The sequence below is a fragment of the Neobacillus sp. YIM B06451 genome (assembly GCF_032667185.1).
GTDB lineage: Bacteria > Bacillota > Bacilli > Bacillales > Cytobacillaceae > Bacillus_D.
This window is the reverse complement of sequence record NZ_JAVFKJ010000001.1, coordinates 499,220-521,866: the sequence shown is the minus strand read 5'-3', so window position 1 is coordinate 521,866 and position 22,647 is coordinate 499,220. Positions and strand designations below refer to the sequence as shown.

The window sequence follows — 22,647 nt, the reverse complement described above, 5'->3', positions numbered from 1 at the left end:
AGAAAAAAGCTCCCCTATTCTGGAGCGTCTTATACTGGTCGAAACTGAGCGATAAGGAAAGCTTCCAAGAATAAGCTAAGAATAAAAGGAACCGAAATCAACATTCCGACATTTCGTGGCAAGTTATGCGGAGTTACCGATTAAGGATTTTTTAATTCTATTTAACCAAAATTTAAGTTTCACTTTTTGCAAGGCCAAATTATTTTTAAGACTAGAGTTATAGCTCTCTTTGCCCAATCATACTAGTTTCGCGCTCATATGATATAGAACAACCCTGTTTGCTTTGGAGGTGATTGTCTTGTCAAAAGGTAAACGAGCCCTGCAATATACTGCCTTGGGAGATTCATTGACTGTAGGTGTCGGTTCTGCCCTTTTTCCGTATTCTTCATTTGTTCGGCGGTATAAAGCATTGTCGGAACACGCACTGAACCGCCGAATCGATGTCAATATTTTTGCAAAAACTGGAGCCACTTCAAGAGAAATATTGCAATTCTTCTCATGGCCCAAAGTAGCGGTTAATGTTGCCAGTGCCGATATCATTACAATTACTGCAGGTGGCAATGATTTGATAGATGCGGCTGAAGTCTTTTTAGCTACATTTGACACTCAGGTCTTAATAAAGGCACTTGACGAAAGCACTGCCAACATTGGCAAAATACTTGATAAGATTCACTCAGTAAAATTGCCAACAGACAATTTTTATATAATTAGGCTTGTAAATCTATACAATCCCTTCCCGAAGATTCCGGAAGCGGACAGATGGATCCAGGATTTCAACGCCCATCTTGAAACGATTTCGAAGAAGCCTCATATTGGGATTGTAGATGTCTATCATTCTTTTTCTGGCCGGCAAAACGAACTGCTTTCGCTTGATGGGGTCCACCCTAACCCAAATGGTTATCGTTTGATGGCTGAGGCTGCTTACCAATTGGGTTATGACCATTTATAAAAGCTTGTTCGAATATATTTAATAGTTCCGTTTTACAATATAAATGTATATCCCCTTTCCCTTTCCTTAGTTTAGCCATAAGAAAACCTCCTTTGATGTTGGGGTTTAACCCGATTCATGTACCCGAAAATACTGATAAATCAAGGTTTCTTGCTTTCTGATGATTCTCGCTGATTTGTAATTTTAAAAATTTGGGCACCAAGCATGGCACCAAAATATACAACAGGGAATGTAAAGATCTCATCCCCTGTTTCATTTCGAGCATAGATGATTATCCTATTTTTCTTTTACTCACTCCTACTTATTTTACTGTTTTAATTATTTCTTGCACCTACCAAGACCTTAATAGTTTTATAGGCAGCAATGGCTGTTACAAAGTTCTTTTAGAAGCTCATCTCAAATGATGATCAGCGACACTTACGATAGTTTCTGTGTATTACGGCTGGCACCAATAATTTTTAGTTCTTTACTCAGAATGTCTGCCAAACTAACGATACGCCAATATTAAATCAACTTCCCCTGGTATTGATTACCTTTTCTCTGGATAAAGCCGTTTTAAACGGTTCAATTAGTATAGGAACTATTTCAAAGGCATCGCCAACAATTCCATAATGACAGTTCTGAAAAGTGGGGCTTCTTTGTCCTTATTTATGGCAATGACCAAACCAGAATTTTTCATTCCAACAATATGTTGAATCGCACCGGAAATTCCAATCGTAAAATAAATTTTAGGCGTTACCGTCACACCGGTTTGCCCTACTTGATGGGCGTGGTCGATCCACCCCTCTTCCACCACATCCCTGCTGGCACCAACAGCTCCTCCAACAGTTTCCGCCAATTGGTGTATTAACTGAAATCCCTCGAAGCTCCCCAGTCCTTTTCCGCCTGCAACAATAATGTCCGCTTCGTCGATTCTTACTTTCTTTACGGTTTCTTTCATAGGTATTTTCTGAATATAATTTATAATTTAATGATTAAGAAAATAAGTTGCTAGCGCAGCAGCAAGCCCTGAGTTCTGGTTTAACCTGAATTTAACCAAAAAAGACTACCTCCTATTTTTAGGAAGTAGTCTTTACTTTAGAATAAGCTCCAGCGAGCCTTTCTCAAGTTAACAATTACATATAATCCAAATAAACTCCGTTTAACTTTACGCATGACTACGATAAACAGAAAGCAGCGGATTTTGCGCTGCTTTTTTATATTTTATTAACCCTCATTCTACTCCTGTATCTATTAAGTGTTGCCCCGATTTATTAATAATGGATGCGGTGCATTACCCCCTCATAAAAACCTACAAAATTGCTTGGAATGGTTCATTTCCGCGAGTAGTTTCAAATTCTTCCTTGATCTTTTCCAGTAATTCTTTCTTTGTTAAGATGTCATATCCTGTTGCTGCCAGTGTTTTTGCTCCTAGGATGAGTGTCTTCATTCCATCTTCACTTCCTGCAGCTTCTCTGAACTCCGTTGTATGAACCGGATAGGGGGCATTTGGAACTTTTATATAAGGGTGAATGGAAGGAACCTTATGACTTACATTCCCCATGTCATTTGAACCATGTTTTAATCCGGTTTTAATTTCTTCTTCTATCACACCTAGTTTTATTAAATTATCATTATATACATTTGAAAGTGTTTCATTCGTAATCAAATTCGCATAACTAAATTCGTGTCTCGATACTTCCAATCGGCATCCAGTTGCAAGAGCAGCTCCTTTTGCACAGTTTATGACTCTTTCAACTAATGGGACTAATGTTTCCATTTGTTTTGTACGTACATAAAATTGTGCTTGCGCCCGATCTACTATGATATTTGGAGCAACACCACCATGGCTTATAATACCGTGTATACGTGCGTCATCAGTTGTTTGTTGCCTAAGTGCATTGATGTTTGTAAATGTTTGTATCACGGCGTCCAAAGCATTCACTCCATCTTCAGGGTGTGAGGCAGCATGGGCAGATTTTCCATAAAAATCAAATTGAATAGCATCCATTGCTTTGGATGTTCCACTTCTTTCATGGTTTTGAGAAGGATGAGCCATAAGGGCTACATCTACTGTATCAAATAACCCTTGCTCGGCATATGTTACTTTTGCCCCGCTTGTTTCTTCAGCAGGTGTACCAAATACAATGACCTTCCCACCTGTTTCCTTAATCACTTTACTTAGGCTGATTCCTGCTGCAAGACTCATAACTCCTATCAAGTTATGCCCACATGCATGACCGATTTCAGGTAAAGCATCATACTCACAAAGATAGGCAACGGTTGGTCCTGGTAATTTTGAATCGTAGACACCTCTGAATCCAGTTTCTAGTCCGCCTGTCCCTAACTCCACTTCAAAATTGTGTTTTTTGAGTTCATTTGTTAGCCATTTACACGCTTTAAATTCTTTGTGGCCGAGCTCCGGATTTTCCCATATTTTTCGACTAAGACTTATAAATTCCTCTTTATTTTCTTCTATAAACGCAAAGATCAATTCTTTTGACATAACATGCACTCCCATTCTTATTCATCCTCTTTTCTCTGTATAAAGATGACATGCTACATAATGATCTGGTCTTGCTTCTTTCATAGCAGGCCTTGAAGTCCTGCAAATATCCATAACCTCAGGGCATCGGCTAGAAAATGCGCATCCTATCGGCGGATCAACGGGTGACGGGACATCCCCTTGCAATGAGATCCGTTCCCTCTTTTCTCTCGGGTTTGAAATGGGAATTGCCGATAATAGAGACTTTGTATATGGATGTAAGGGGTTTTCAAAAAGTGAGTTTGTTTCTGCCAACTCCGCCATTCTTCCCAAATACATCACCCCAACCCGGTCACAAAAGTGACGAACGACACTTAAGTCATGTGAAATAAATAAATAAGTGAGGTTTAAGGTTTCCTGTAAATCCATCATGAGATTTAAAATTTGGGATTGAATCGAAACATCCAGGGCAGAAACTGGCTCATCGGCAACTACTAGTTCCGGCTTCAAGATAAGCGCCCTTGCAATTCCAATACGCTGCCTCTGCCCGCCTGAAAATTCATGAGCGTATCGATGAATGTACTCCCGATTAAGTCCACATACATCCATAATTTCTATTATTTTATTTCTACGTTCCTCTTTGGATCCAATTTTATGGGCCTTTAAAGGTTCATCCAAAATTTCTGCCACTGTTAATCTTGGATTCAATGAATCATATGGATCCTGGAATACCATCTGAATATTTTTACGTAAATTTCTTAACTGTTTTTTCGGTAAAGAAGTTAATTCCGCGTTTTTAAAATAGATCTTCCCGGAAGTTGGCCTAATTAGTTGAAGGACAGCTCTGCTGGCAGTAGACTTTCCACAGCCTGATTCTCCAACTATGCCGAAGGATTCCCCTTTTTTGACTGTAAACGAAATGCCATCGACAGCCTTAACGTAATTTATTTTATTGTTGAAAACACCGCTTTTAATTGGGAAGTGTACCTTCATTTCTTCAATTTTCAAAAGGTCAACTGTCTCTGTCATATAAGAACTCCCCCTAGTTAACATTAAGCCAGCATCTGGATTTGTGATTTTCACCCACATCGATAAGTGGCGGATTGACTGTTAAACATTTTTCCATCACTACTCGACATCTGGAAGCAAACGGGCACCCTTCTTTCACTGACCCAGGAGTAGGCACCTGGCCTTTGATAGAAAAAAGCCGTGTGCTCTTTTCCTTTATATTTGGCGTAGAAGAAAGCAATCCTATCGTGTAAGGATGCTTTGGATCGTTAAAAAGCGAATCAACGTCAGATTCCTCCACAATTTCACCCGAATACATGACGATGACACGATCACACATTTCCGCAACGACTCCCAGGTCATGGGTGATGAACATAATAGAATTGTTTGTTTCTTCCTTAAGTTTTTTCATTAAGTCCAATATTTGTGCTTGTATGGTGACATCCAACGCAGTTGTTGGCTCGTCTGCAATAAGAAGTTTAGGCTTACATGCCAGTGCGATAGCGATCATGACACGCTGTCTCATTCCACCTGATAATTGGTAGGGGTAGCTTGAATAAATTTGTTCTGCCCTGGGGATGCCTACCATTGTTAACATCTCGATCGAACGCTGCTTTGCCAGCTTTTTTGAAATCGGTTCATGTATTAATAAAACCTCATCAATTTGTTTACCAATTGTAAAAACAGGATTCAAGCTCGTCATCGGCTCCTGAAAAATCATGGAAATTTGGTTACCGCGTATACCACGCATTTTTTCACCATCTAGTTTGAGAAGATCTTCTCCATTAAAAAGAATTTCTCCATTGCCCACTTGTACAGGAGGACTAGCAAGAAGCCTCATGATCGAAAGGGATGTCAAACTTTTACCACACCCGGATTCTCCAACTACACCAAGGGTTTCACCTTCAAAAACGTGGAAGGAGATGTTATTAACAACCGAAGTTGGCTGTTTGTCCTTCATGATATCAATTTGCAAGTCTTTCACTTCTAGTACTTTATTTTTCATGATGCTCCCCCTAATCCTTTAGCTTTGGATCCAAAGCATCCCGTAACCCATCACCAAGAATATTAAAGCTAAGTGCAGTAAGCACAATGGCAATCCCGGGAAAAAATGTTGGATGAAATACATTGATGCTGTTATCCTTTGCAGAACTCAGCATGGCTCCCCATTCAGGTGCAGTAATGTCGCCGCCAAGCCCAAGGAAGCTTAAGGATGCACCTATTAAAATGGCAATCCCTACACGCATGGTAAAGTAAACGAGAACAACAGATACTGTCCCCGGAAAAATATGCCGGAAAATGATAACCGAATCCTGTACACCTATAGACTGAGCGGCCTCAACATAGGTTTTTTCCTTTAATGCCAACGTGCTGCCCCGTACAATTCGAACAAATGTCGGAACTGTAAAAAATGCTACTGCAAATATGATATTTGTGATTCCCGGTCCTAATAGAGCAATTACTGCGATAGCCAAAAGAATCCCGGGAAACGCAAGTAAGATATCTGTAAATCTAGTAATCAATACATCGATCCACCGTCCATAATATCCAGCTAACAATCCCAAGAAGGTACCAATAACTGCCCCTATCGCAACAGAAACGAACCCTATTAACAATGTATCCGCTGTACCAACGAGAATCCGGCTGAAAATATCGCGATTCTGATGGTCTGTGCCGAACCAGTGTCTGGAGGATGGAGGTTGATGCTTTGATAAATTACTTAAACTAATCTGACTTTCCTCCGGTAAAATTTCGACGACTTGCTTTACTGAAAATCCTCCTCCAACCGAAACCGGAATAATCGTTGAAACAGAACCAATCGACACTCTGATGGCTCCCTCCCCTTCTTTAAGCGGGGTAACCAATCCATCCTTTGATACACTTACTATTTCTGGTTCAACTGATTCAAATAGTGAGCCAGCGTCATCTGTTTTTGCACTACTAGGTGCGGCATTGAATCCAGAAGAATCTGGTTTATCTTTTTTCTCTCCATCCTCTTTTTGCTGTATCATTTTAAACAAATCATTTTTAGATAATTCCTTTCCATTTGAAAGAAATCCAGATAATTCAATTTCTTTTGTATCCCCTAATTCAAGTACATTCTCAAAATTTCCAGCTTCAATCCTGGATAGGATCGGTTCATTCTTCTGCTTTCCAACATTAATTTGTATGACCGCAGAAACATCTCCATTCGATAGAACAACAGCTGTGGTTCCCTCTCCATTTGCACTTACTTGAATTTGTCCATTCCTCTCACGTGCAGTAGCAATACGGCGTTCCTCACTTTTTACTGTTAATTCAGGAAGGCTATTTCCAGCTACCATACTGCCATCGGACATTTTCGCTAGAATCGGTACTTGTATGGTTGAGGCTTCATCTATTTTTATTCCCTTTTCGGAATACTGTTCTAGAACTGGGCGATCGGGATCGTATGGCGCGAATAAAGGACCAAATAACCCAATCAAGACAATCAAAAACACCATATAGAATGAGATAACAACCATACGCTGTTTTAAGAGCTTATTTATAAATGTACGAAAAGGGGATATTGCCTTTTTACTTTGCTTTTCCATCGTTTCTGTCAGCCTCCCCTACTTTAACCGGATTTGCGGGTTCAATAAGCCATAGCTTAAATCAACAAGTAAATTAACAACAAGGAATTGTATCGAAAATAAAAAGATTAGAGCTTGTGTTACTGGATAATCCCGGGACAAAATGGAATCAATCAAATAAGAACCAAGACCAGGCCATGAAAAAACTTGCTCCACCACAACAGATCCACCCAGTAAAAATCCAAACTGTAAGCCAGTCATCGTCACAACAGGAATGAGTGCGTTGCGAAGCACATGAACCCATACAATGAAAGATTCTTTTTGCCCTTTTGCCCTGGCTGTACGTACAAAGTCCTCATTTAAAACTTCAAGCAAACTTGACCTGGTAAAACGCGCAATAATGGCTGCCACCCCAAATCCTAAAGTTATCGATGGCAGAATGAGATGGCCTATTGTCCCTGTTCCACTCGTAGGAAACCAGCCAAGCTGAACAGCAAATATCTGCATGAGCATGATCCCAAGCCAAAATTCCGGAACACTTATGGCCGTTACAGTGGAAATCATTCCAGCCCGATCAAGGAGTGAGTTCCTTTTCGTTGCAGAGATGATTCCTACAACGATTCCAATCACGATGGCCCAAATCATACTTACGAAAGTCAGGACCAGAGTATACCCAAAACGCCGCATAATTTCATCGGATACCCCTGTTTTTGTCCGGTAAGAGACCCCAAAATCACCATGAACGAGAATATCATTCATATATCGTCCATATTGTATGTACAAAGGATCATTTAGCCCCATCTTTTCCTTTAACGACTCATAGGCTGCCTGGCTAATTTCAGCACCATACATAATCCGGACTGGGTCTCCCGGGGACAAATGTACAAACAAGAAGGAGAGTATGGAAATAATAAATAGAATAGGAATCATACCTATAATTCTCCGAATGGTAAACGTCAACATTTTTCCCACCTGCTTTCCAATCCCGAAGGTTAATGTCCTATTTTAAACGGAACAGTCTATTAAAATAATGAATTTTTCCTAATATGTAATAGAAAAAACGGCTTTCTACTAAGAAATCAGTGAAAGCCGTCGTTTCCATCAAAACTTTCAACCTGTTAAGCACCAATTTATTTCTTTTCTGCTCCAGTTACCCGAACATCGTCCGAAGGTAGAATGGTTACATTATCCACGTTATTGCGTTTGGCAACCGCGTTTTCTGGCACATATAAGAAAATCCATGGTGCTTCTTTATAGACAATGCCTTGTATCTTTGCATAATTTTCTTGACGGCCATCTTCTGTAGGGGCCTGTAATGCTTTTTTCAGCAATTGATCAACTTCTTTATTTTGATAGAATCCAGAGTTATTATAGTTTGGCGGTACACGGTCTGAACCAAAGTTTGGCCGTAATCCCCAATCCGCTTCCCCAGTACTTGGAGACCATCTTCCAATCCAAAGATCGGTTCCCTGATTATTGTCAAGCTTATCAAATAATGTTCCGCTTTCAAATGCCTGAACTTCCACTTCAATACCTGCCGCTTTTAATTGAATGGCCACGTTTTCCGCTACAGCAATAAACTCAGTTTCCTTTCTTGTCCAAAGGGTAGCTTTAAATCCTTTTTCATATCCAGCCTCTGCCAGCAATTGCTTTGCCTTCTCAAGGTCATATTCATATGCTTCCTGTTTGGCATATCCAGCGACACCGGGTGCAATAGCAGAATCTGCCACAACTCCATAGCCATCATTGACTTGTGAGATTAGCTGATCCTTATTGACAGCGTAATTCAAGGCTTGTCTGACACGTACATCCTTGTACTTCTCATGCTTCAGGCTCATACCAACATAAAAAACATTTAAAGATGGTCCTGTGAAAACATCAATTCCTTCTGTATCCGACAATTCTTTTACATTTTGCGTTGGAAGCTTAGTAACCACATCTGCTTCACCTGTTTTTAACATGTTTACACGTGTATTTGCTTCGGTTACTGGTTTATAGACAATCCCGGAAAGTTTAGGTTTATTTTCCTTATCCCAATAGTTATTGGATGCTTTTAATTTCACATGAACGCCATCACGCCATTCGACGAATTGAAAGGGACCTGTTCCGACAGGATTACGATCTAAGTTATAGTTAGCATCTGCTTGTTTCTTTTTGATTTCTTCTGCCGATTTAAATGTAGCAGCAGTGTGTGCCATATAGGCAGCCATGGCAGAATTAGGTTCTTTTGATTTGATTGTTACCTTGTATTCGCTATCTACAACTACTTCGCTTATAAATTCGAAAAAGCCCGCTCTAGCAAGTCCATTTTTTTCGTTACGAACAAAATCAAGGTTCTCTTTTACAACTTCTGCATTAAATGGCGTTCCATCATGGAATGTGACACCTTCTTTTAATTCAAACGTAATGGCTGTGGCCTCTTCGTTGAAGGAATAGTTCCTGGCGAGTGCCGGTACTAACTTCATTTCTGTATCGAAAGTCAATAATCCCTCAAAAATAGGTTCCTGGACACTGCCTGAATTCCCATCGGTAGAGTTTTGCGGGTCTAATGAGGTAGGTTCTGCCTCCAGTACAACAACAAGTTCCTTATTCCTTTCTTTAGCTTGTTCCTCGGTTTTCTTTGGTTCATTCTGGTTTGAATTGGTTTGTGTGGAGTTATCCTTCGTACACCCAACCAAGACAGACATCGCAATCAGCAAAAGAAAAATCATCCTACTTAATTTTTTCTGTTTTAAAGCTTTCATTCTCATTCCCCCTAAACCGCAGTTTATTTTTCATTCTTTATTCAATAAAAGTTATATGCAAGAAGTGTGCCAAAATTTTTAACGACTAAAAACCCTATCATTTTAGTGTTTATTCCGCGGCATTGGTTCTATGTGGTTGTTTTATGGGCGTAAATGGACATAACCAATTTATTGAATTATAATGAATTATCTAATTTTTCAAGAAATGGTTAAACCAGAATAACACCAAAATAAACGGGGAGAAATGTACCATGATCAAATTGGATGACCTAGTACTCATTGCCGGTGCACAAGAAACAAGAATGACATTACATAAACAACTCGAGGAAATTTTAGGAGATTTTGTTAAAGTGAAAAGCTATTCTTTAGAGGAACAAATTCCTTTTATTGATAACCAGGTTGTTGTACTATCATCCTCTTTATTGGAAGACGAAGTATTTCGGCACATTGGTGAAAACTGCAAAAAAATTATCGCCAACCGTATGGTGAATTATCAAAATATCGATCGTCTATTAATGCTTCCTGAAGGAACCCAGGCTTTGTATATTACCGATTTTCCCCAGACCACAATGGATTCGATCGAATCCCTTAAACAACTTGGTATCGATCATATCGAAATACACCCCTACTATCCTGGAATAAAGGACTATTTTAGAACAGAAATTGCCATTAAGCCCAGAACAGCTCTGATTTTGCCCGATATGGTCAAGGAAGTGATTCATATTGGTCCCCGTCTAATCGACTTTACGACAATTTTATATATTTTAGATACACTTGGGCTCTCTAAAAGAATTGGCAGAAACGTATCCGAAAAATTCACTCATACCCTTCTGGGTTTAAGTAAAAGAATTGCAGAAGGTTATAATATGAATACGAAAAACCTAAACATGCTTCTTGATGGAATCCATGACAACGGGGGTATACTGGAGATTGATTACGAAGGAAAAATATCGGTATTCAATGAACAGCTGGAAAAAATCCTAAATATCCCCAGAGATCGTGCATTTGGAGAGAATATCCGGAATGTGTTAACCAATACCCAGCTGGTTAATTTTATATTTAATTCCTCTACAAGGGAAAAACGTTCTTTCTTTTTTTCAAATTCCGAAGTGTTGGTCCATCGTTTCCACTTTCTTTCTGCAAAATCGATTGTAGCCCTTTTTAAAAAAACGCATGACATTGTAAAAAGGGAAAGAACCACGTCCAGAGAGTTCATTCGGAAAGGTTACGTGGCGAAATATTCTTTTGATGACATCATAGGAACAAGCCCGGTACTCCAATCTACCATTCACACAGCGAAAAAATTGGCGAAATCAGATCTTACTATTTTAATAGAAGGAGAAAGCGGCACAGGAAAAGAGCTGTTTGCCAGTGCCATCCATAATGAATCCTTAAGAAGCAATGGCCCCTTCCTGGCTGTTAACTTTAGTGCGCTCTCTGAGGACCTGGTGGAAAGCGAGCTGTTTGGGTATGAAGGTGGATCCTTTACTGGCGCGAGACAGGAAGGAAAAGCAGGATTGTTTGAACAAGCGAATGGCGGAACAATTTTCCTTGATGAAATTGGAGATGTGAGCCTTAAGCTACAAGCGAGGCTCCTGCGTATTTTACAGGAAAAAGAGATTATGAGAGTTGGCGGAAGTAAAATTATCCCGGTGGATGTCCGTGTCATTGCGGCAACCAATAAAGACCTTTTAAGAATGATAGAATTAGGAACCTTCAGAGAAGATTTATACTACAGATTGAAGATTCTCTTCATCTATTTACCTGAGCTCAGAAACCGTAAACAGGACATTCCTGAATTAATCAATCACTTTATGAAACAGAGCAACAATAAAAATGTGCAAATTCAGGATGAGGTAGTTCAACGGCTGGTTCAACATCAATGGTATGGAAATATCCGGGAGTTAAAAAATACGATTGATTATATGATTACTGTCAGTGAAGATAATCAGATTGATACGAATAGCCTGCCTGTTCATAACTTCTTTCAAAAGGAACGGAAAAGCTTAACATCTTCACCGATGCCCCACAAGAAGGAAGAAGCTATCCTTTACATAAATGAAGAAGAGATAAAAACAATCTTGCAAGCTATTCATTTTATCATCCAGTCTGGAGAGCCAGCCGGACGAAAAAAAATCTCAGAAGAGACGCAGAACCATGGTCATTTTTTAACCGAACAACAAATTCGTCAACGTCTAGACATACTACAAAGTAAGGGATATATCTTAAAAAGCAAGGGCCGCGGCGGAACAAGGCTAACCGATAAAGGTTTCAAGTTTTTAGAAGAAAATAGGGTCTAGAAGTGTACAATGCTAATCATCTCTGTCTTGCCTTGGCTTACGTAATCCTCCGGCAGAATGCACCATTCTGGCACCTCTCAATAAAAAAAGACCGAGTTCTCGGTCTCGCTGTTCTATATATTATATAAAATGCCTTGAAATAATTATTTGGCGGGACTGTGTGGGAATCGAACCCACCTGACCTGGCACGCAGGTCACAAGCGGTTTTGAAGACCGTGGAGGACACCAGTACCCCATTCAGCCCCGTGAAAAAAGCGTAATATCAATTTTTTCAAGCGGTACTAACTCGGTTTATCGCGCAGTCCCACTTATATGTCAACGAATTTCATTATGGACTATCTCTGTATAATTTTCAAGTAAAAAAGACCACTGAAGTAAAGCAGCAACAGTAGTCTCATAGGAATCAGGACAGCGGTGGGGACTCCAAAAGAAGCCAATACATGGCCCTTAAACAGTGTTTACGTGTAAGGAATTTACTTTACACATCTTATCTTTTATGAAATCAATAAAAACAGATTTTGGTTTTCCTTTTAAATAGATTAAATCGATACTAATATCAATTTTTACTGGAGGAGTCATTTCGACTCGAACTAATTCGCCATTTTCCACTTCTTGTTTGACACAATGTTCAGGCAAAAAACTAATACCCATCCCCTTTAAGACTAAGTTTTTAGTCGTTTCCATATTATCTACTTCTAATGAAATATTGGGGGTTACATTGTTACTTGAAAAAAGTCGATTAATCATGAGCCAATCCATTGATCCATAATCAAAAAAGATAAGCGGTTGTTTACTCACATGTTCAATTGTTACTTTTTCTTCTTTTAAAAGAATGTGATTTCGGGGAACAAAAAGACCGATGGGATCGTTGTAAAGACGAATTGATTCTATTTGGGGATGTGTTTCTGTCCGTACAATGCCAAAGTCAACTTCCTTATTAATAACCTTCTGTAAGATGTCTTTCGAATGGCCTGTTACAATTTTTATTTTGACATCCTTAAATGTAGATTTGAAACCAGGTAAAATTTCAGGAAGAATATTATTCGATATTGATAGAGCACTCCCTATTACCAAGTCGTATGGGATCGCGACCTGTTGCAAACCATACCTTGCCTCTTGATATGATTGCAGGATTTTTTGTGCATGCGGGAAAAAATACTCTCCTTTTTCAGTCAAGGAAATCTTATTTCCGTTCCGATGAAAAAGCTTTATGTTAATTTCACGTTCGAGTGATTGAATCCGTGCTGTTACGGATGGTTGGGTTAAATAAAGAGCTTCAGCCGCTTTATTGAAACTTCCTAGTTGGCAAACGTAGATAAAAGCTTCAATATTTTCAATGTTCATATGTACATGCTCCTTACTTTAGCTCTAATATCATTACTATACCATGTACACTAGATGCATTTAAACCACCTTCATAAAGTAGGATGCGGCCCTCCTAACGCTCTCAACTCTAACATTATACCTCTATTAATTCTTTAACTGTTTCAGTCGCAATTTCAATCACTCTTTTTGCTAAAATTTCTGTTGGATCAATGATAGTCATTTGTTCGGATGACTTCAAAACAAGAGGAATTTCAGTGCAACCCGCTATAATGGCCTCAGCACCACTATCTCTCAGCTTATCGGCAGCTTTAGAAAGATGTAAAAATCCTGTATCTAAATTTCCGGCTTTTATCGCATAGATTCCTTCCATTACTTCTGTCTGCATTTGTACATCAGGCTCAATGACATGAATATCATAAGATATACAACTATGTTGATAAAGTTTTGTATTTATAGTTCCATCAGTAGCCAACAAACCAACTCTTCGCAACTTTTTTTCGTGTAAAAAGCGAGCTGTTTCTAAAGGCATATTTAGAATTGGGATACTAACAGAATTGCTTACAGCATTAAAGTAAAAGTGAGCCGTGTTGCAAGCCATGACCAGGAAATCCGCACCGGCTTTTTCTAGCAATCGTGCTGATTGGATCATAAAAGGAGTTGGATTTGTACCTTTTCCTAAAATAGCTGTTGTCCGATCCGGTATTTGTGAATAATTGTCCACGATAATATGTATATGATCTTGATCCTTCTTGGCAGGTGTATGAAAAATAATTTTATTCATTAAATCAACAGTTGCTAAAGGACCCATTCCCCCAATAATCCCAACCACTTTCTGCATATGACTTCACCACTCTAAATTATATTTTAGTATAAAGTTTGAAATCCTTTACTATATTATAATTTTTATACTAGGTGGCGAATTATAGAAATATTCTATACATTAATAGAAACTATATATCGATAACCTTTATTAATTATACGATTTTTTAAAATGCATTCCCCTCTATAGATATTGCGTATCCACAACTTAGTTTTGCTCCAAATGTCTAAGTCTTGTCATATTTTGATGATTAATCCTATAATAGAGGGAGATAAAGTAAAACTACTTACGCAACGGGGGCTTTTCTCTCCCGTTAAGTGTGGATAAATATGTTCTGTAGGTGAGGGGTATGGAAAACATTTGGGCCCAGTGGTTTATATTTCTCTGGGGGATTATGTTGATTGGGTTGTTTGCGATTGGCGGGTATTTCATGTTCCGTAAGTTTTTGAAAAAGTTGCCCAAGGAAGATGGGAAGTCCATCATGGATTGGGAAGAATACTATGTGAATGAGTCGCGCCACCTGTGGCCGGAGGATCAGAAGCATTTCCTCGAGGAGTTGGTGACCCCTGTTCCCGAGCTGTTCCGCGATGTAGCTAGGCATAAGATTGCCGGTAAGATTGGCGAATTGGCGTTGACTGAAAAGGTGAAGCGGATTGATCAGGACCTGGTAATCAGGGGTTATATCCTCGCGACTCCGAAGCGTGACCATAAGTTCCTAAGAAAGCATCTAAGAGAAAAGCAGATTGATATGACTCCGTATGAGCATTTGTTCTAACAAGCCGCCAGCTATGAGCGGCTTTTTTTATTGCCTAGAATTCTATCCATCCAGAAAAAAACAGCCGGCTCACTTTAAGCTGGCTGTTTAGTATTGTTCAGTTTGGTTTGTAGTTTTTTAAAATCCCTGTACATGGCAATCCGCCACGGGACAATCATCGAGAATGCCAGCAGGAAGAACATGCCTGACACTTCCCCAAAATCGATTGTTGTACTCAAAATTGCCTTTAAAACGGTCCTGACAACCAATAGCCCAATGAGGATAATGAAAAACGCTTTTGAACGCTTCAAATAAATGTCGTTTCCTTTAATTTCGAACGCCGATGTTTTGATCAATAGAATCGAGAACAGCATTCCGACAATGACCGCTTCGGCGATCTCAAGTGGAGTCAGCCTGAATTGCGGTACGATATACATTAGCGCCCCACTGCTCATGAATACTGGGGGCAGGATAATTTTCTTGATGGAAGCGGGCTTTTTGGCAGCCTTCATTCGGACGAACATCGCGAGCATTGCCATGCCAATCGCGCCGATTGAAGAAACGAGAACTAGATTCATGAGGTTTCATCCCATTCTTGTATGATTAACACTATTAGTATACTACAAAATTAAAGGGACTTCACACCCGCTACACGGAAGCTATGCTTTATATTACGACAGCTCTTTTTTTAAAAAAAGCGCCTTAAAATCCTGTAAATCCGCCAAACAGTTCAGTAAGGACGATAATGATTTGAGTCAGCCAGTCGAAGAACAGCATGATTCCCATTACAATCATGACATAGCCGCCAATCTTCATGATTTTCAAGGAGTTGCGTTTGATCCATGCCATGCGTCCGATGAAGAAGGACAGGATGAAGAACGGAATCGCAAATCCAAGTACATAGGCGATCATGAGCGGCATGCTCGAACTTGGATCCGTTGCTGCCATCGAAAGGACAGCGCCGAGGATTGGGCCTGTACATGGCGTCCATCCGGCAGCGAACGCCATCCCGATTAGGATGGATCCTGCATAGCCTGAAGGCCGGTTCTTAAATTGGAACTTCACATCTTTCATCAAAAATTCCGGTTTGAACACACCGACAATAACCAGCCCGAATAGAATCATGAAAATTGCGCCGATCCGGCGGATAAGTTCCTGATTTTGGAATAAGAACTCCCCGATAAAGGAAGTAGTAAAGCCCAGCATGATAAAGATGGACGAGAACCCAATCAGGAAGAAGATTGTATGAATAATGCTTCGCCTTTGCATCATTCCGTTTTCATCCTTCAGCTCGCTCACGGACATCCCGGTAATATAGGAAAGGAATGCTGGGTATAAAGGCAGGCAGCACGGCGAAATGAAGCTCAGGAAGCCAGCGCCGAGCGCAAGGAATAAGTTAACTTCTGTAGCCATCGATCCAACTCCTAAACATGTTGTTGCTTTCATTCTATCAAACCGTGTGGTAATAATGATACAAATTGGATTGAACGTTTTGTGTCAGGTATCCAATTTAATAATTGTTCCCACCGTAGTAATGTATTGGATATTTTTTTACAAAAATCTTTTGAATTTATTACCATAATGGGTTATACTAAGTCGAGAATCATACATTGTTAGATTTTGTCTAATAGGGACGCCTACATAACCGGAGAAACTCCAGAAAGGAATCGCAGCCGTGTTGAAACAGGACTTGCTCTCGCTGATTGAGCAAAAGAGGGCGGAATTGATTCAAGTCGCATGCATTAACGGCTTGAGTTCCTCCATTGCTATACGACACAGCCAAGAATTGGACCAGTTACTGAACCAGTATAACAATGACTTTCTAAAAAAAGTTCCGACCCATTCATAGAAACGGCCTGGCAAATTTGCCAGGCTGTTTCATTTTACCACAATACTATTCTTGTACCTAGGAACCTTGCCTGACCGCGTCCTCCACCCGATCGACCAATCCGTTTTGCAGGAGGTACATCTTGTGGTATAAGCCCTTCTGCGCAAGCAGTTCCTGATGGGTACCGCGCTCGACAATTTCGCCCTGGTGCAGGACGAGGATGAGGTCGGCGTCCTGGATGGTGGAAAGCCGGTGTGCAATCGCGATTGTCGTCCGCCCTTCCCGCATCTTTTCAAGAGCGGTCTGAATCGCTTCTTCTGTTTCCGTATCGATGTTCGCCGTTGCTTCGTCAAGGACGAGGATTTTCGGGTCGGTCGCGATGGTCCTTGCAAACGCGATCAGCTGCCTTTGTCCACTCGAGAATGCGGAACCCCGCTCGACGACTTTATGATCATATTTATCTTCAAGCTTTTCAATGAACGTATGCGCCTGGACGAACCTTGCTGCCTCGATTACCTTTTCATCTGGCATATCGTGGTTATGGAGGCGGATGTTATCTTTTACTGTCCCGTAAAACAGGAATGGATCCTGAAGGACAAGCCCCATTTTCTTGCGCAATTCATCTTTGGAATAATCGCGGGTGGACTTCCCATCGATCAGGATGTCTCCCCTTTCATACTCATAGAACCGCATCAGGAGGTTGATGATCGAGCTTTTCCCGCTTCCCGTATGGCCGACGAGCGCGACCGTTTCCCCAGGGTTGGCGGTGAATGAGATGTTCTTTAGCACATCCGTTTTCCCGTCATAGGAAAAGCTCAAGTTGCGTATTTCAATTTTCCCATTCTCGATTTCAAGCCCTGGTTTGTTTTCCTGTGCTGGTGCGTGGTCGCTTTCGTCAAGGAGCCTGAAAACCCTTGAACCGGCGACAATCGCCTGCTGGTACAACGAAAGCCTCATCATCATCTGATTGACAGGTTCAAAAAAACGATCCAAGTAACTGATGAACGCATACAAGACCCCAATTTCAACAGCAGTATCCATTGATGTGATGCCGAAATAGCTTAGGACCATAATTAGCGCCATGATGTAAATCAGGTCAATGGCTGGCCTTAAAAGCAGGCCATCCAGCTTGATGTTTTTCATCCCAGCCTGGAAATGCTTTTCGTTAATGTCGCCGAATTCCTTCCGAAGCCTCTTTTCCTGCCTGAAAACCTGGATGATTTGCATGCCCCCGAGTGATTCGGCAAGCTTTGCATTCAACTGGCTCAGGCGCTCGCGCATGTCCATGTAAAAACGGGAGCTGAATTTCCTGTACATCGTCATGACGCCGAGGATAACCGGCAGCAGGATTGTACAGAACAATGCGAGCTTCACATTCAAAAAGAACATCGCTACATAAATCCCGAGGAGGAAAACCCCGCTTTGGATGAATGTCGCAAGGACGGTAACGAACATATCCTTGATCGCCTCGGTATCGTTCGTCACCCTTGATACGATGCTTCCGGCAGGGGTTTTGTCAAAGTACCTCATGCCAAGCGCCTGGACTTTTGAAAAAACTTCAATCCGGAGCTGCTGGATGATTTTTAAGGCGATTTCCTGGAACTTCACGAGCTGGAAGAACAGCAGGAACACTTTCACTATTTGTATGCCCATATAGATTGACCCGAGTATAAGCATCGGCTTCACAGCCAAATTTCCCGGCGTCAAATAGTCATCAATGAAAATTTTCACAAGATATGGCCCGGCAATATCCCCTATTGTTGTCAGCAGAAGGAGCGTAAAGGCCACGATGATTAGTTTCTTATGCGGTTTTGTATAGGTGAGGAGCCTAAAGAGGATTTTCCTTTGCTCCTTTTCCGTCAAATGTGTGTCCACCTTAATGCCCCCCATGCTCAACGAGCTCTTCAAGCTGCTGGCGCAAATACATTTCCCTGTACCAACCGCCTTCTTCCATGAGCTCTTCGTGTGTGCCGCGCTCCGCAATCTTGCCGTCCTCGATGACAAGGATGAGATTGGCGTGCTGGATGGCGCTCAGCCTGTGGGAAGTGATGATCGTCGTCTTTCCTTCCCTCTCCTGCTTCAGGGCGGATAGGATCGCTTCTTCCGTCTTCGCGTCAACGGCGGACAGCGAGTCGTCTAGAATCAGAACTTCCGGGTTCATGAGTAGGGCTCGAGCGATCGAAATCCTCTGTTTCTGCCCGCCTGAGAGCGATACGCCACGCTCCCCGACGACAGTGTCATAGCCATCGGTGAATCCAAGTATATCGTCATGGATATTCGCAAGCTTCGCAGCCGCGATAATTTCATCCTCGGACGCATCCGCCTTGGTGAACGCAATGTTCTCCCCTACTGTCGCTGAAAACAGGAAGTGGTCCTGCGGCACATAGCCGATGGCCTGCCTTAATTTTTCAAGCTTATAGTCCGAGATGTTATGCCCGCCAAACAGGATTTCTCCTTTTTCAATGTCATACTCCCGGATTAAAAGCTTGAGCAGCGTTGTTTTTCCAGCGCCTGTTTTCCCGACAATTCCAAGCGTTTGCCCTTTTCCAATTTCGAAATTGATATTTTTTAAAAGAGGCGCGTTTTCACCTGGGAATGTAAATTCATCAATCGAGAATTCGATGCTCCCGGCAGGAACTTCGTCGATCGCGTTTTCTTTGTCCTGGATGTCCACGGGCTGGCGCAATAATAGTGATACACGGTCATAGGAAGCCCGGCCGCGTTCAACGATATTGAACAGCCACCCAAATGCGAGCATTGGCCAAATCAGGAGGCCAAGATACGTAGTGAAGGAAATCAGCTGCCCAATTGTCAGGTTATCATTGAGGACTTCCCTTGCTCCAAAGCCAATTGATAGGAAAAAGGAAATGCCGGCAATGATGGAAATCGTAGGGTCATAAAGGGAATCAATCTTCGCAACGACCATGTTTTTCTGGACGACATCCTCCGACTGGTTGCGGAAATCCTCAATGTCCTCTTCTTCCTGGCCGAACGTTTTGATTACCTTGATCCCGGTAATGCTCTCCTGCGTTTTGTCATTGAGCGATGAAAATGCTTCCTGCGCCTTGTGGAAGGAGCGGTGAAGCATCTTTCCGAACCAACTCGTTAGCAGCGCCATGAACGGCATCGGGATGAGTGCGATCAGCGTCAGTTTCCAGCTGATTGTAAATGCCATAGCCAGGATGACAAAGCCTCCGGTAGCCAGTGAATCGACCAGCGTCAACACTCCGGCGCCAGCAGTCTGCTGAATGGCAGAAAGGTCGTTTGTCGCATGCGCCATCAAGTCGCCAATTCGCCTGTTTTGGTAAAAGTTTGGCGACATATTGGTGAAGTGCTCGTAAAGATTGTTCCTGAGATTCCTCGTAAGTTTTACCGCAGAACCAAAGATCTTGATCCTCCAGAAATAGCGGAGGATATACATCGAAAGCCCCGCGCCTAGCAAAACCAGTACCCATTGAATCAATGACGTCGATGTCATCGACCCATCTTTTATCTGGTCGGCGACAATCCCAATGACCTTTGGTGGGATTAATTGAAGGAATGCAACTAATAAAAGCATAATGATTCCGGTTATGTATGCCTTTCTTTCTTGCCAAAAAAACCATTTTAAGTCAGCAAATATTTTCATTATTCCCCCCACTCTTTCTCTCTAGATTCCGTCTAGCGGGTGTTGGCGGAGACAATCCCAGCCATTTTACCCAATCACCGGAATTACTATTTTATCAAATTTTTTAAAAATAAGGAAGATTATTAAATCTTGAAGAACGCGCTGATGGCTGTAGTCTAGCTGATTGTAGGACGTGAAATTTTTTTAAAAACCACCAGGCTGATTTTCAAAACTGTTAATGAGAGTCAAAAAAAAAAGAAAGCAGAGAATGAATCGTAAATTTATCCTCTACTTAATGGTATTTTAAGGTTATTTACATTCTGAATCGAAATCTATTTTAAATGCAGTGAGTTCACCATTGGCATTGAATGTAAATTTGCCAATAGCATGTGTTAGGAAATTTGGAACATTACCTTGGGCTATTACCCTAAGGGTATCTATCGCGGTAAACTCAGATGGAAAGCCAGAAGATCCAGTGTTTTGTTCGGCATTTGATGTTGATACAAATTTATATTGGGCACCCGTCGTTAGACCTGTCCCCAAAAGGTTTTGAGTATTAACATGAAATTTAAAATGAACACCTCCTTTACCATCCACTGTTTGAGTAATTAATACATGAGTATTTCCTGTTAAAACTATAGTTTCATTGTTGCAAGGACTTGTAATTGTGCCACCCGCAGGCATAGTAAAATTAAGAACCTTTGCCATTGTTTTACCTCCCTTCGGTCATTAAATTATTGAAATACTTTCATAATTGAGTTTCGAATGTTCTAGTATAAATGTATTTTAATAACTTACATCCCTACTATAATCATTCCGATCCTCTCTTTAATAAATTCAAAAGTAATAAAAATGGTTTGGACAAGTACACAAAGACTAAAAAAATTAAGCAGATAATTCACATTTTTGAATGATACTAGCAAAAATACTTATTTAAGCTACCATCTTATAGAAGAAAGGGATAGTGGATGCGCAATCCTATTCGCGAACAAGAACTTCGTGTATAAGAGCCCCTCATCAAATGGAGTTACACTCCTTTAATTTTTTTTGTACAGTTTATGGTAAAATCATATTCGGGGGTGAAATTGTGAAAAAATTAAGTATATTGTCCACAACCTTGCTGGTTTTAGGACTATCATTATACGGAGTGAATTGGATAATTGATGGCTATTCGGAACTGGCAGCTCTTTTTGGTTTTATTTCTTTTTTAATTGGAATTGTACTAAGTTTTATAGCAATTGCTAAACGAGAAATAGGAGCCTTAAAATACATATCCCTTATTTCTTTCTTCGTTGTGATGTTTTTAATTACTTGGTTCGAACCATTGGAGATTCTTCGGATTTTTACTTGGTTAAAAAATATCTCTTAGAAGAATGGGAATCTCTTTACTATTGGGGTTCCCTTTAATTATTCAGGTATCAACGTTTCCATAAAATAAAAAAAGCGCCCAATTTATCATGAGCGCTTTGCGTGTTATTTGGTTTGCTGCTTGTTCATTGCTGCCATCATTTGGTTGATTTTCTTTTGGGACGGTTTCATGCCCATTTGCATCATCATGACTTTCAGCATTTGTTCGTTGATTGGCGGATTTTTTTTCAGATAATCCATCATGTACTTTCGTGTTATAAAAAATCCGATTGCGATGCCGGCTACGAGGGCCAGAACGGCAATAAGGATTACATAACCAGTACTTACCATGCTATTTCCTCCTTCATGTTGTCCTGCTAATACAGTGTAATTTACCAAGCGTAATTATACAATAGTTCGTGGCATTTAGACAAATTTTCTTTCCTTGATTGGTTTCAGCCATCCATATTTATCATTTTCCAAATCAATCGCCAGGAACGACGCCTCGCATTTACGGAGGACTTCAAAGAATGCTGTCTCCGCCTCGTACCCGCCTTCCGCCTCAATTAATATGAAGGTTTCCTTGACGGTGAGGTTCGCCCTGCTTGTCCGATTGTTCAGTTCAATTGTATAAAGGCCTTTTTCCACCTTCAGGCTATTCGTCTTTTCAAGCTGTTTGTGGAGCAGTTGGTGGATCCGCAGCACGGGCAGTTGTTTTGTGATGTAGCTGATTTGTTTGTCTGTAATTTGTTTCAGTTCACCGGCAGCCTGCCTATTTTCTTTAAATAAATGAAAAAATATGCGCTCTCTTCCGAAGTAATGGGAGGCAAACTCGTCTTCAATTAAATAGAGCTGGTACTTTCTCATTCCATTCTCTCCCTGCTTCAATCTCTTTCTCCTTGGACCGTGTAACGGAGGAAAAGCGAATTTTAATCATTTACGGTGGCT

General features: G+C 40.9%; 20 protein-coding genes, 1 tRNA gene and 1 pseudogene. 5 read left to right on the top strand and 17 right to left on the bottom strand.

Going from position 1 to position 22,647, the window contains the following annotated elements; all coding sequences use genetic code 11:
• Positions 1 to 298: 298 nt before the first annotated feature.
• On the top strand, positions 299 to 949 hold the full coding sequence (locus tag RB160_RS02435) for a GDSL-type esterase/lipase family protein (protein ID WP_316568607.1): 651 nt from the start codon (positions 299 to 301) through the stop codon (positions 947 to 949).
• A 509-nt stretch (positions 950 to 1,458) separates the two neighbouring features.
• Here RB160_RS02435 and RB160_RS02430 read toward each other — a convergent pair.
• From RB160_RS02430 to RB160_RS02400, 7 genes and pseudogenes are all read right to left on the bottom strand, one after another.
• Positions 1,459 to 1,889: pseudogene (locus RB160_RS02430) on the bottom strand (electron transfer flavoprotein subunit alpha/FixB family protein); the annotation flags it as partial.
• A gap of 351 nt (positions 1,890 to 2,240) precedes the next feature.
• A complete protein-coding gene (locus RB160_RS02425; protein WP_316568606.1) occupies positions 2,241 to 3,434 on the bottom strand; it encodes a M20 family metallopeptidase in 1,194 nt (397 codons plus the stop codon).
• Positions 3,435 to 3,455: 21 nt separating this feature from the next.
• Positions 3,456 to 4,442: an ABC transporter ATP-binding protein gene (locus tag RB160_RS02420; RefSeq protein WP_316568605.1), complete on the bottom strand. Its 987-nt coding sequence runs from the start codon at positions 4,440 to 4,442 to the stop codon at positions 3,456 to 3,458.
• Positions 4,443 to 4,455: 13 nt separating this feature from the next.
• The gene (locus RB160_RS02415; RefSeq protein ID WP_316568604.1) at positions 4,456 to 5,427 is read right to left on the bottom strand and encodes an ABC transporter ATP-binding protein; all 972 of its coding nucleotides are present in this window, start codon (positions 5,425 to 5,427) and stop codon (positions 4,456 to 4,458) included.
• Positions 5,428 to 5,437: 10 nt separating this feature from the next.
• On the bottom strand, positions 5,438 to 6,994 hold the full coding sequence (locus RB160_RS02410) for an ABC transporter permease subunit (protein ID WP_316568603.1): 1,557 nt from the start codon (positions 6,992 to 6,994) through the stop codon (positions 5,438 to 5,440).
• Positions 6,995 to 7,012: 18 nt separating this feature from the next.
• Positions 7,013 to 7,936 (bottom strand): nickel ABC transporter permease, encoded by a 924-nt coding sequence (gene nikB, locus RB160_RS02405; protein WP_316568602.1) that lies wholly within the window; start codon positions 7,934 to 7,936, stop codon positions 7,013 to 7,015.
• 167 nt (positions 7,937 to 8,103) lie between these two features.
• Positions 8,104 to 9,717 (bottom strand): glutathione ABC transporter substrate-binding protein, encoded by a 1,614-nt coding sequence (locus RB160_RS02400; protein ID WP_316568601.1) that lies wholly within the window; start codon positions 9,715 to 9,717, stop codon positions 8,104 to 8,106.
• 251 nt (positions 9,718 to 9,968) lie between these two features.
• Here RB160_RS02400 and RB160_RS02395 point away from each other — a divergent pair, with 251 nt between their 5' ends.
• The gene (locus RB160_RS02395; RefSeq protein ID WP_316568600.1) at positions 9,969 to 12,017 is read left to right on the top strand and encodes a sigma 54-interacting transcriptional regulator; all 2,049 of its coding nucleotides are present in this window, start codon (positions 9,969 to 9,971) and stop codon (positions 12,015 to 12,017) included.
• A 148-nt stretch (positions 12,018 to 12,165) separates the two neighbouring features.
• On the opposite strand, the gene RB160_RS02390 is transcribed toward RB160_RS02395, so the two are convergent.
• From RB160_RS02390 to cuyB, 3 genes are all read right to left on the bottom strand, one after another.
• Positions 12,166 to 12,262 (bottom strand) — tRNA-Sec (locus tag RB160_RS02390).
• A 202-nt stretch (positions 12,263 to 12,464) separates the two neighbouring features.
• Positions 12,465 to 13,361, bottom strand: a complete 897-nt coding sequence (locus RB160_RS02385; protein WP_316568599.1) for a LysR family transcriptional regulator — start codon at positions 13,359 to 13,361, stop codon at positions 12,465 to 12,467.
• Between the two features lie 115 nt (positions 13,362 to 13,476).
• The gene (cuyB, locus tag RB160_RS02380) at positions 13,477 to 14,181 is read right to left on the bottom strand and encodes a cysteate racemase (protein WP_316568598.1); all 705 of its coding nucleotides are present in this window, start codon (positions 14,179 to 14,181) and stop codon (positions 13,477 to 13,479) included.
• Positions 14,182 to 14,512: 331 nt separating this feature from the next.
• Here cuyB and RB160_RS02375 point away from each other — a divergent pair, with 331 nt between their 5' ends.
• Positions 14,513 to 14,938: a DUF2621 domain-containing protein gene (locus tag RB160_RS02375; protein ID WP_316568597.1), complete on the top strand. Its 426-nt coding sequence runs from the start codon at positions 14,513 to 14,515 to the stop codon at positions 14,936 to 14,938.
• 74 nt (positions 14,939 to 15,012) lie between these two features.
• On the opposite strand, the gene RB160_RS02370 is transcribed toward RB160_RS02375, so the two are convergent.
• Both RB160_RS02370 and RB160_RS02365 read right to left on the bottom strand, forming a co-directional pair.
• Entirely contained in the window at positions 15,013 to 15,495 is a 483-nt protein-coding gene (locus RB160_RS02370) for a CcdC family protein (protein ID WP_316568596.1), read from the bottom strand.
• 124 nt (positions 15,496 to 15,619) lie between these two features.
• Positions 15,620 to 16,330 (bottom strand): cytochrome c biogenesis CcdA family protein, encoded by a 711-nt coding sequence (locus RB160_RS02365; RefSeq protein ID WP_316568595.1) that lies wholly within the window; start codon positions 16,328 to 16,330, stop codon positions 15,620 to 15,622.
• Positions 16,331 to 16,592: 262 nt separating this feature from the next.
• On the opposite strand from RB160_RS02365, the gene RB160_RS02360 reads away from it, so the two are divergent.
• On the top strand, positions 16,593 to 16,766 hold the full coding sequence (locus RB160_RS02360) for an aspartyl-phosphate phosphatase Spo0E family protein (RefSeq protein WP_316568594.1): 174 nt from the start codon (positions 16,593 to 16,595) through the stop codon (positions 16,764 to 16,766).
• Between the two features lie 57 nt (positions 16,767 to 16,823).
• Here RB160_RS02360 and RB160_RS02355 read toward each other — a convergent pair whose 3' ends face one another.
• The 3 genes from RB160_RS02355 to RB160_RS02345 all read right to left on the bottom strand — a co-directional run bounded on the left by RB160_RS02355 (position 16,824) and on the right by RB160_RS02345 (position 21,060).
• On the bottom strand, positions 16,824 to 18,635 hold the full coding sequence (locus RB160_RS02355; RefSeq protein WP_316568593.1) for an ABC transporter ATP-binding protein: 1,812 nt from the start codon (positions 18,633 to 18,635) through the stop codon (positions 16,824 to 16,826).
• Positions 18,622 to 20,373 (bottom strand): ABC transporter ATP-binding protein, encoded by a 1,752-nt coding sequence (locus RB160_RS02350; RefSeq protein WP_316568592.1) that lies wholly within the window; start codon positions 20,371 to 20,373, stop codon positions 18,622 to 18,624. The genes RB160_RS02355 and RB160_RS02350 overlap by 14 nt, the downstream gene beginning before the upstream one ends.
• A gap of 288 nt (positions 20,374 to 20,661) precedes the next feature.
• The gene (locus RB160_RS02345; protein ID WP_316568591.1) at positions 20,662 to 21,060 is read right to left on the bottom strand and encodes a hypothetical protein; all 399 of its coding nucleotides are present in this window, start codon (positions 21,058 to 21,060) and stop codon (positions 20,662 to 20,664) included.
• 379 nt (positions 21,061 to 21,439) lie between these two features.
• On the opposite strand from RB160_RS02345, the gene RB160_RS02340 reads away from it, so the two are divergent.
• Positions 21,440 to 21,721: a hypothetical protein gene (locus tag RB160_RS02340; protein ID WP_316568590.1), complete on the top strand. Its 282-nt coding sequence runs from the start codon at positions 21,440 to 21,442 to the stop codon at positions 21,719 to 21,721.
• A 104-nt stretch (positions 21,722 to 21,825) separates the two neighbouring features.
• Here RB160_RS02340 and RB160_RS02335 read toward each other — a convergent pair whose 3' ends face one another.
• Entirely contained in the window at positions 21,826 to 22,050 is a 225-nt protein-coding gene (locus tag RB160_RS02335; protein WP_316568589.1) for a YneF family protein, read from the bottom strand.
• A gap of 75 nt (positions 22,051 to 22,125) precedes the next feature.
• Positions 22,126 to 22,566: a sporulation inhibitor of replication protein SirA gene (sirA, locus tag RB160_RS02330; RefSeq protein ID WP_316568588.1), complete on the bottom strand. Its 441-nt coding sequence runs from the start codon at positions 22,564 to 22,566 to the stop codon at positions 22,126 to 22,128.
• Between the last annotated feature and the right edge of the window lie 81 nt (positions 22,567 to 22,647).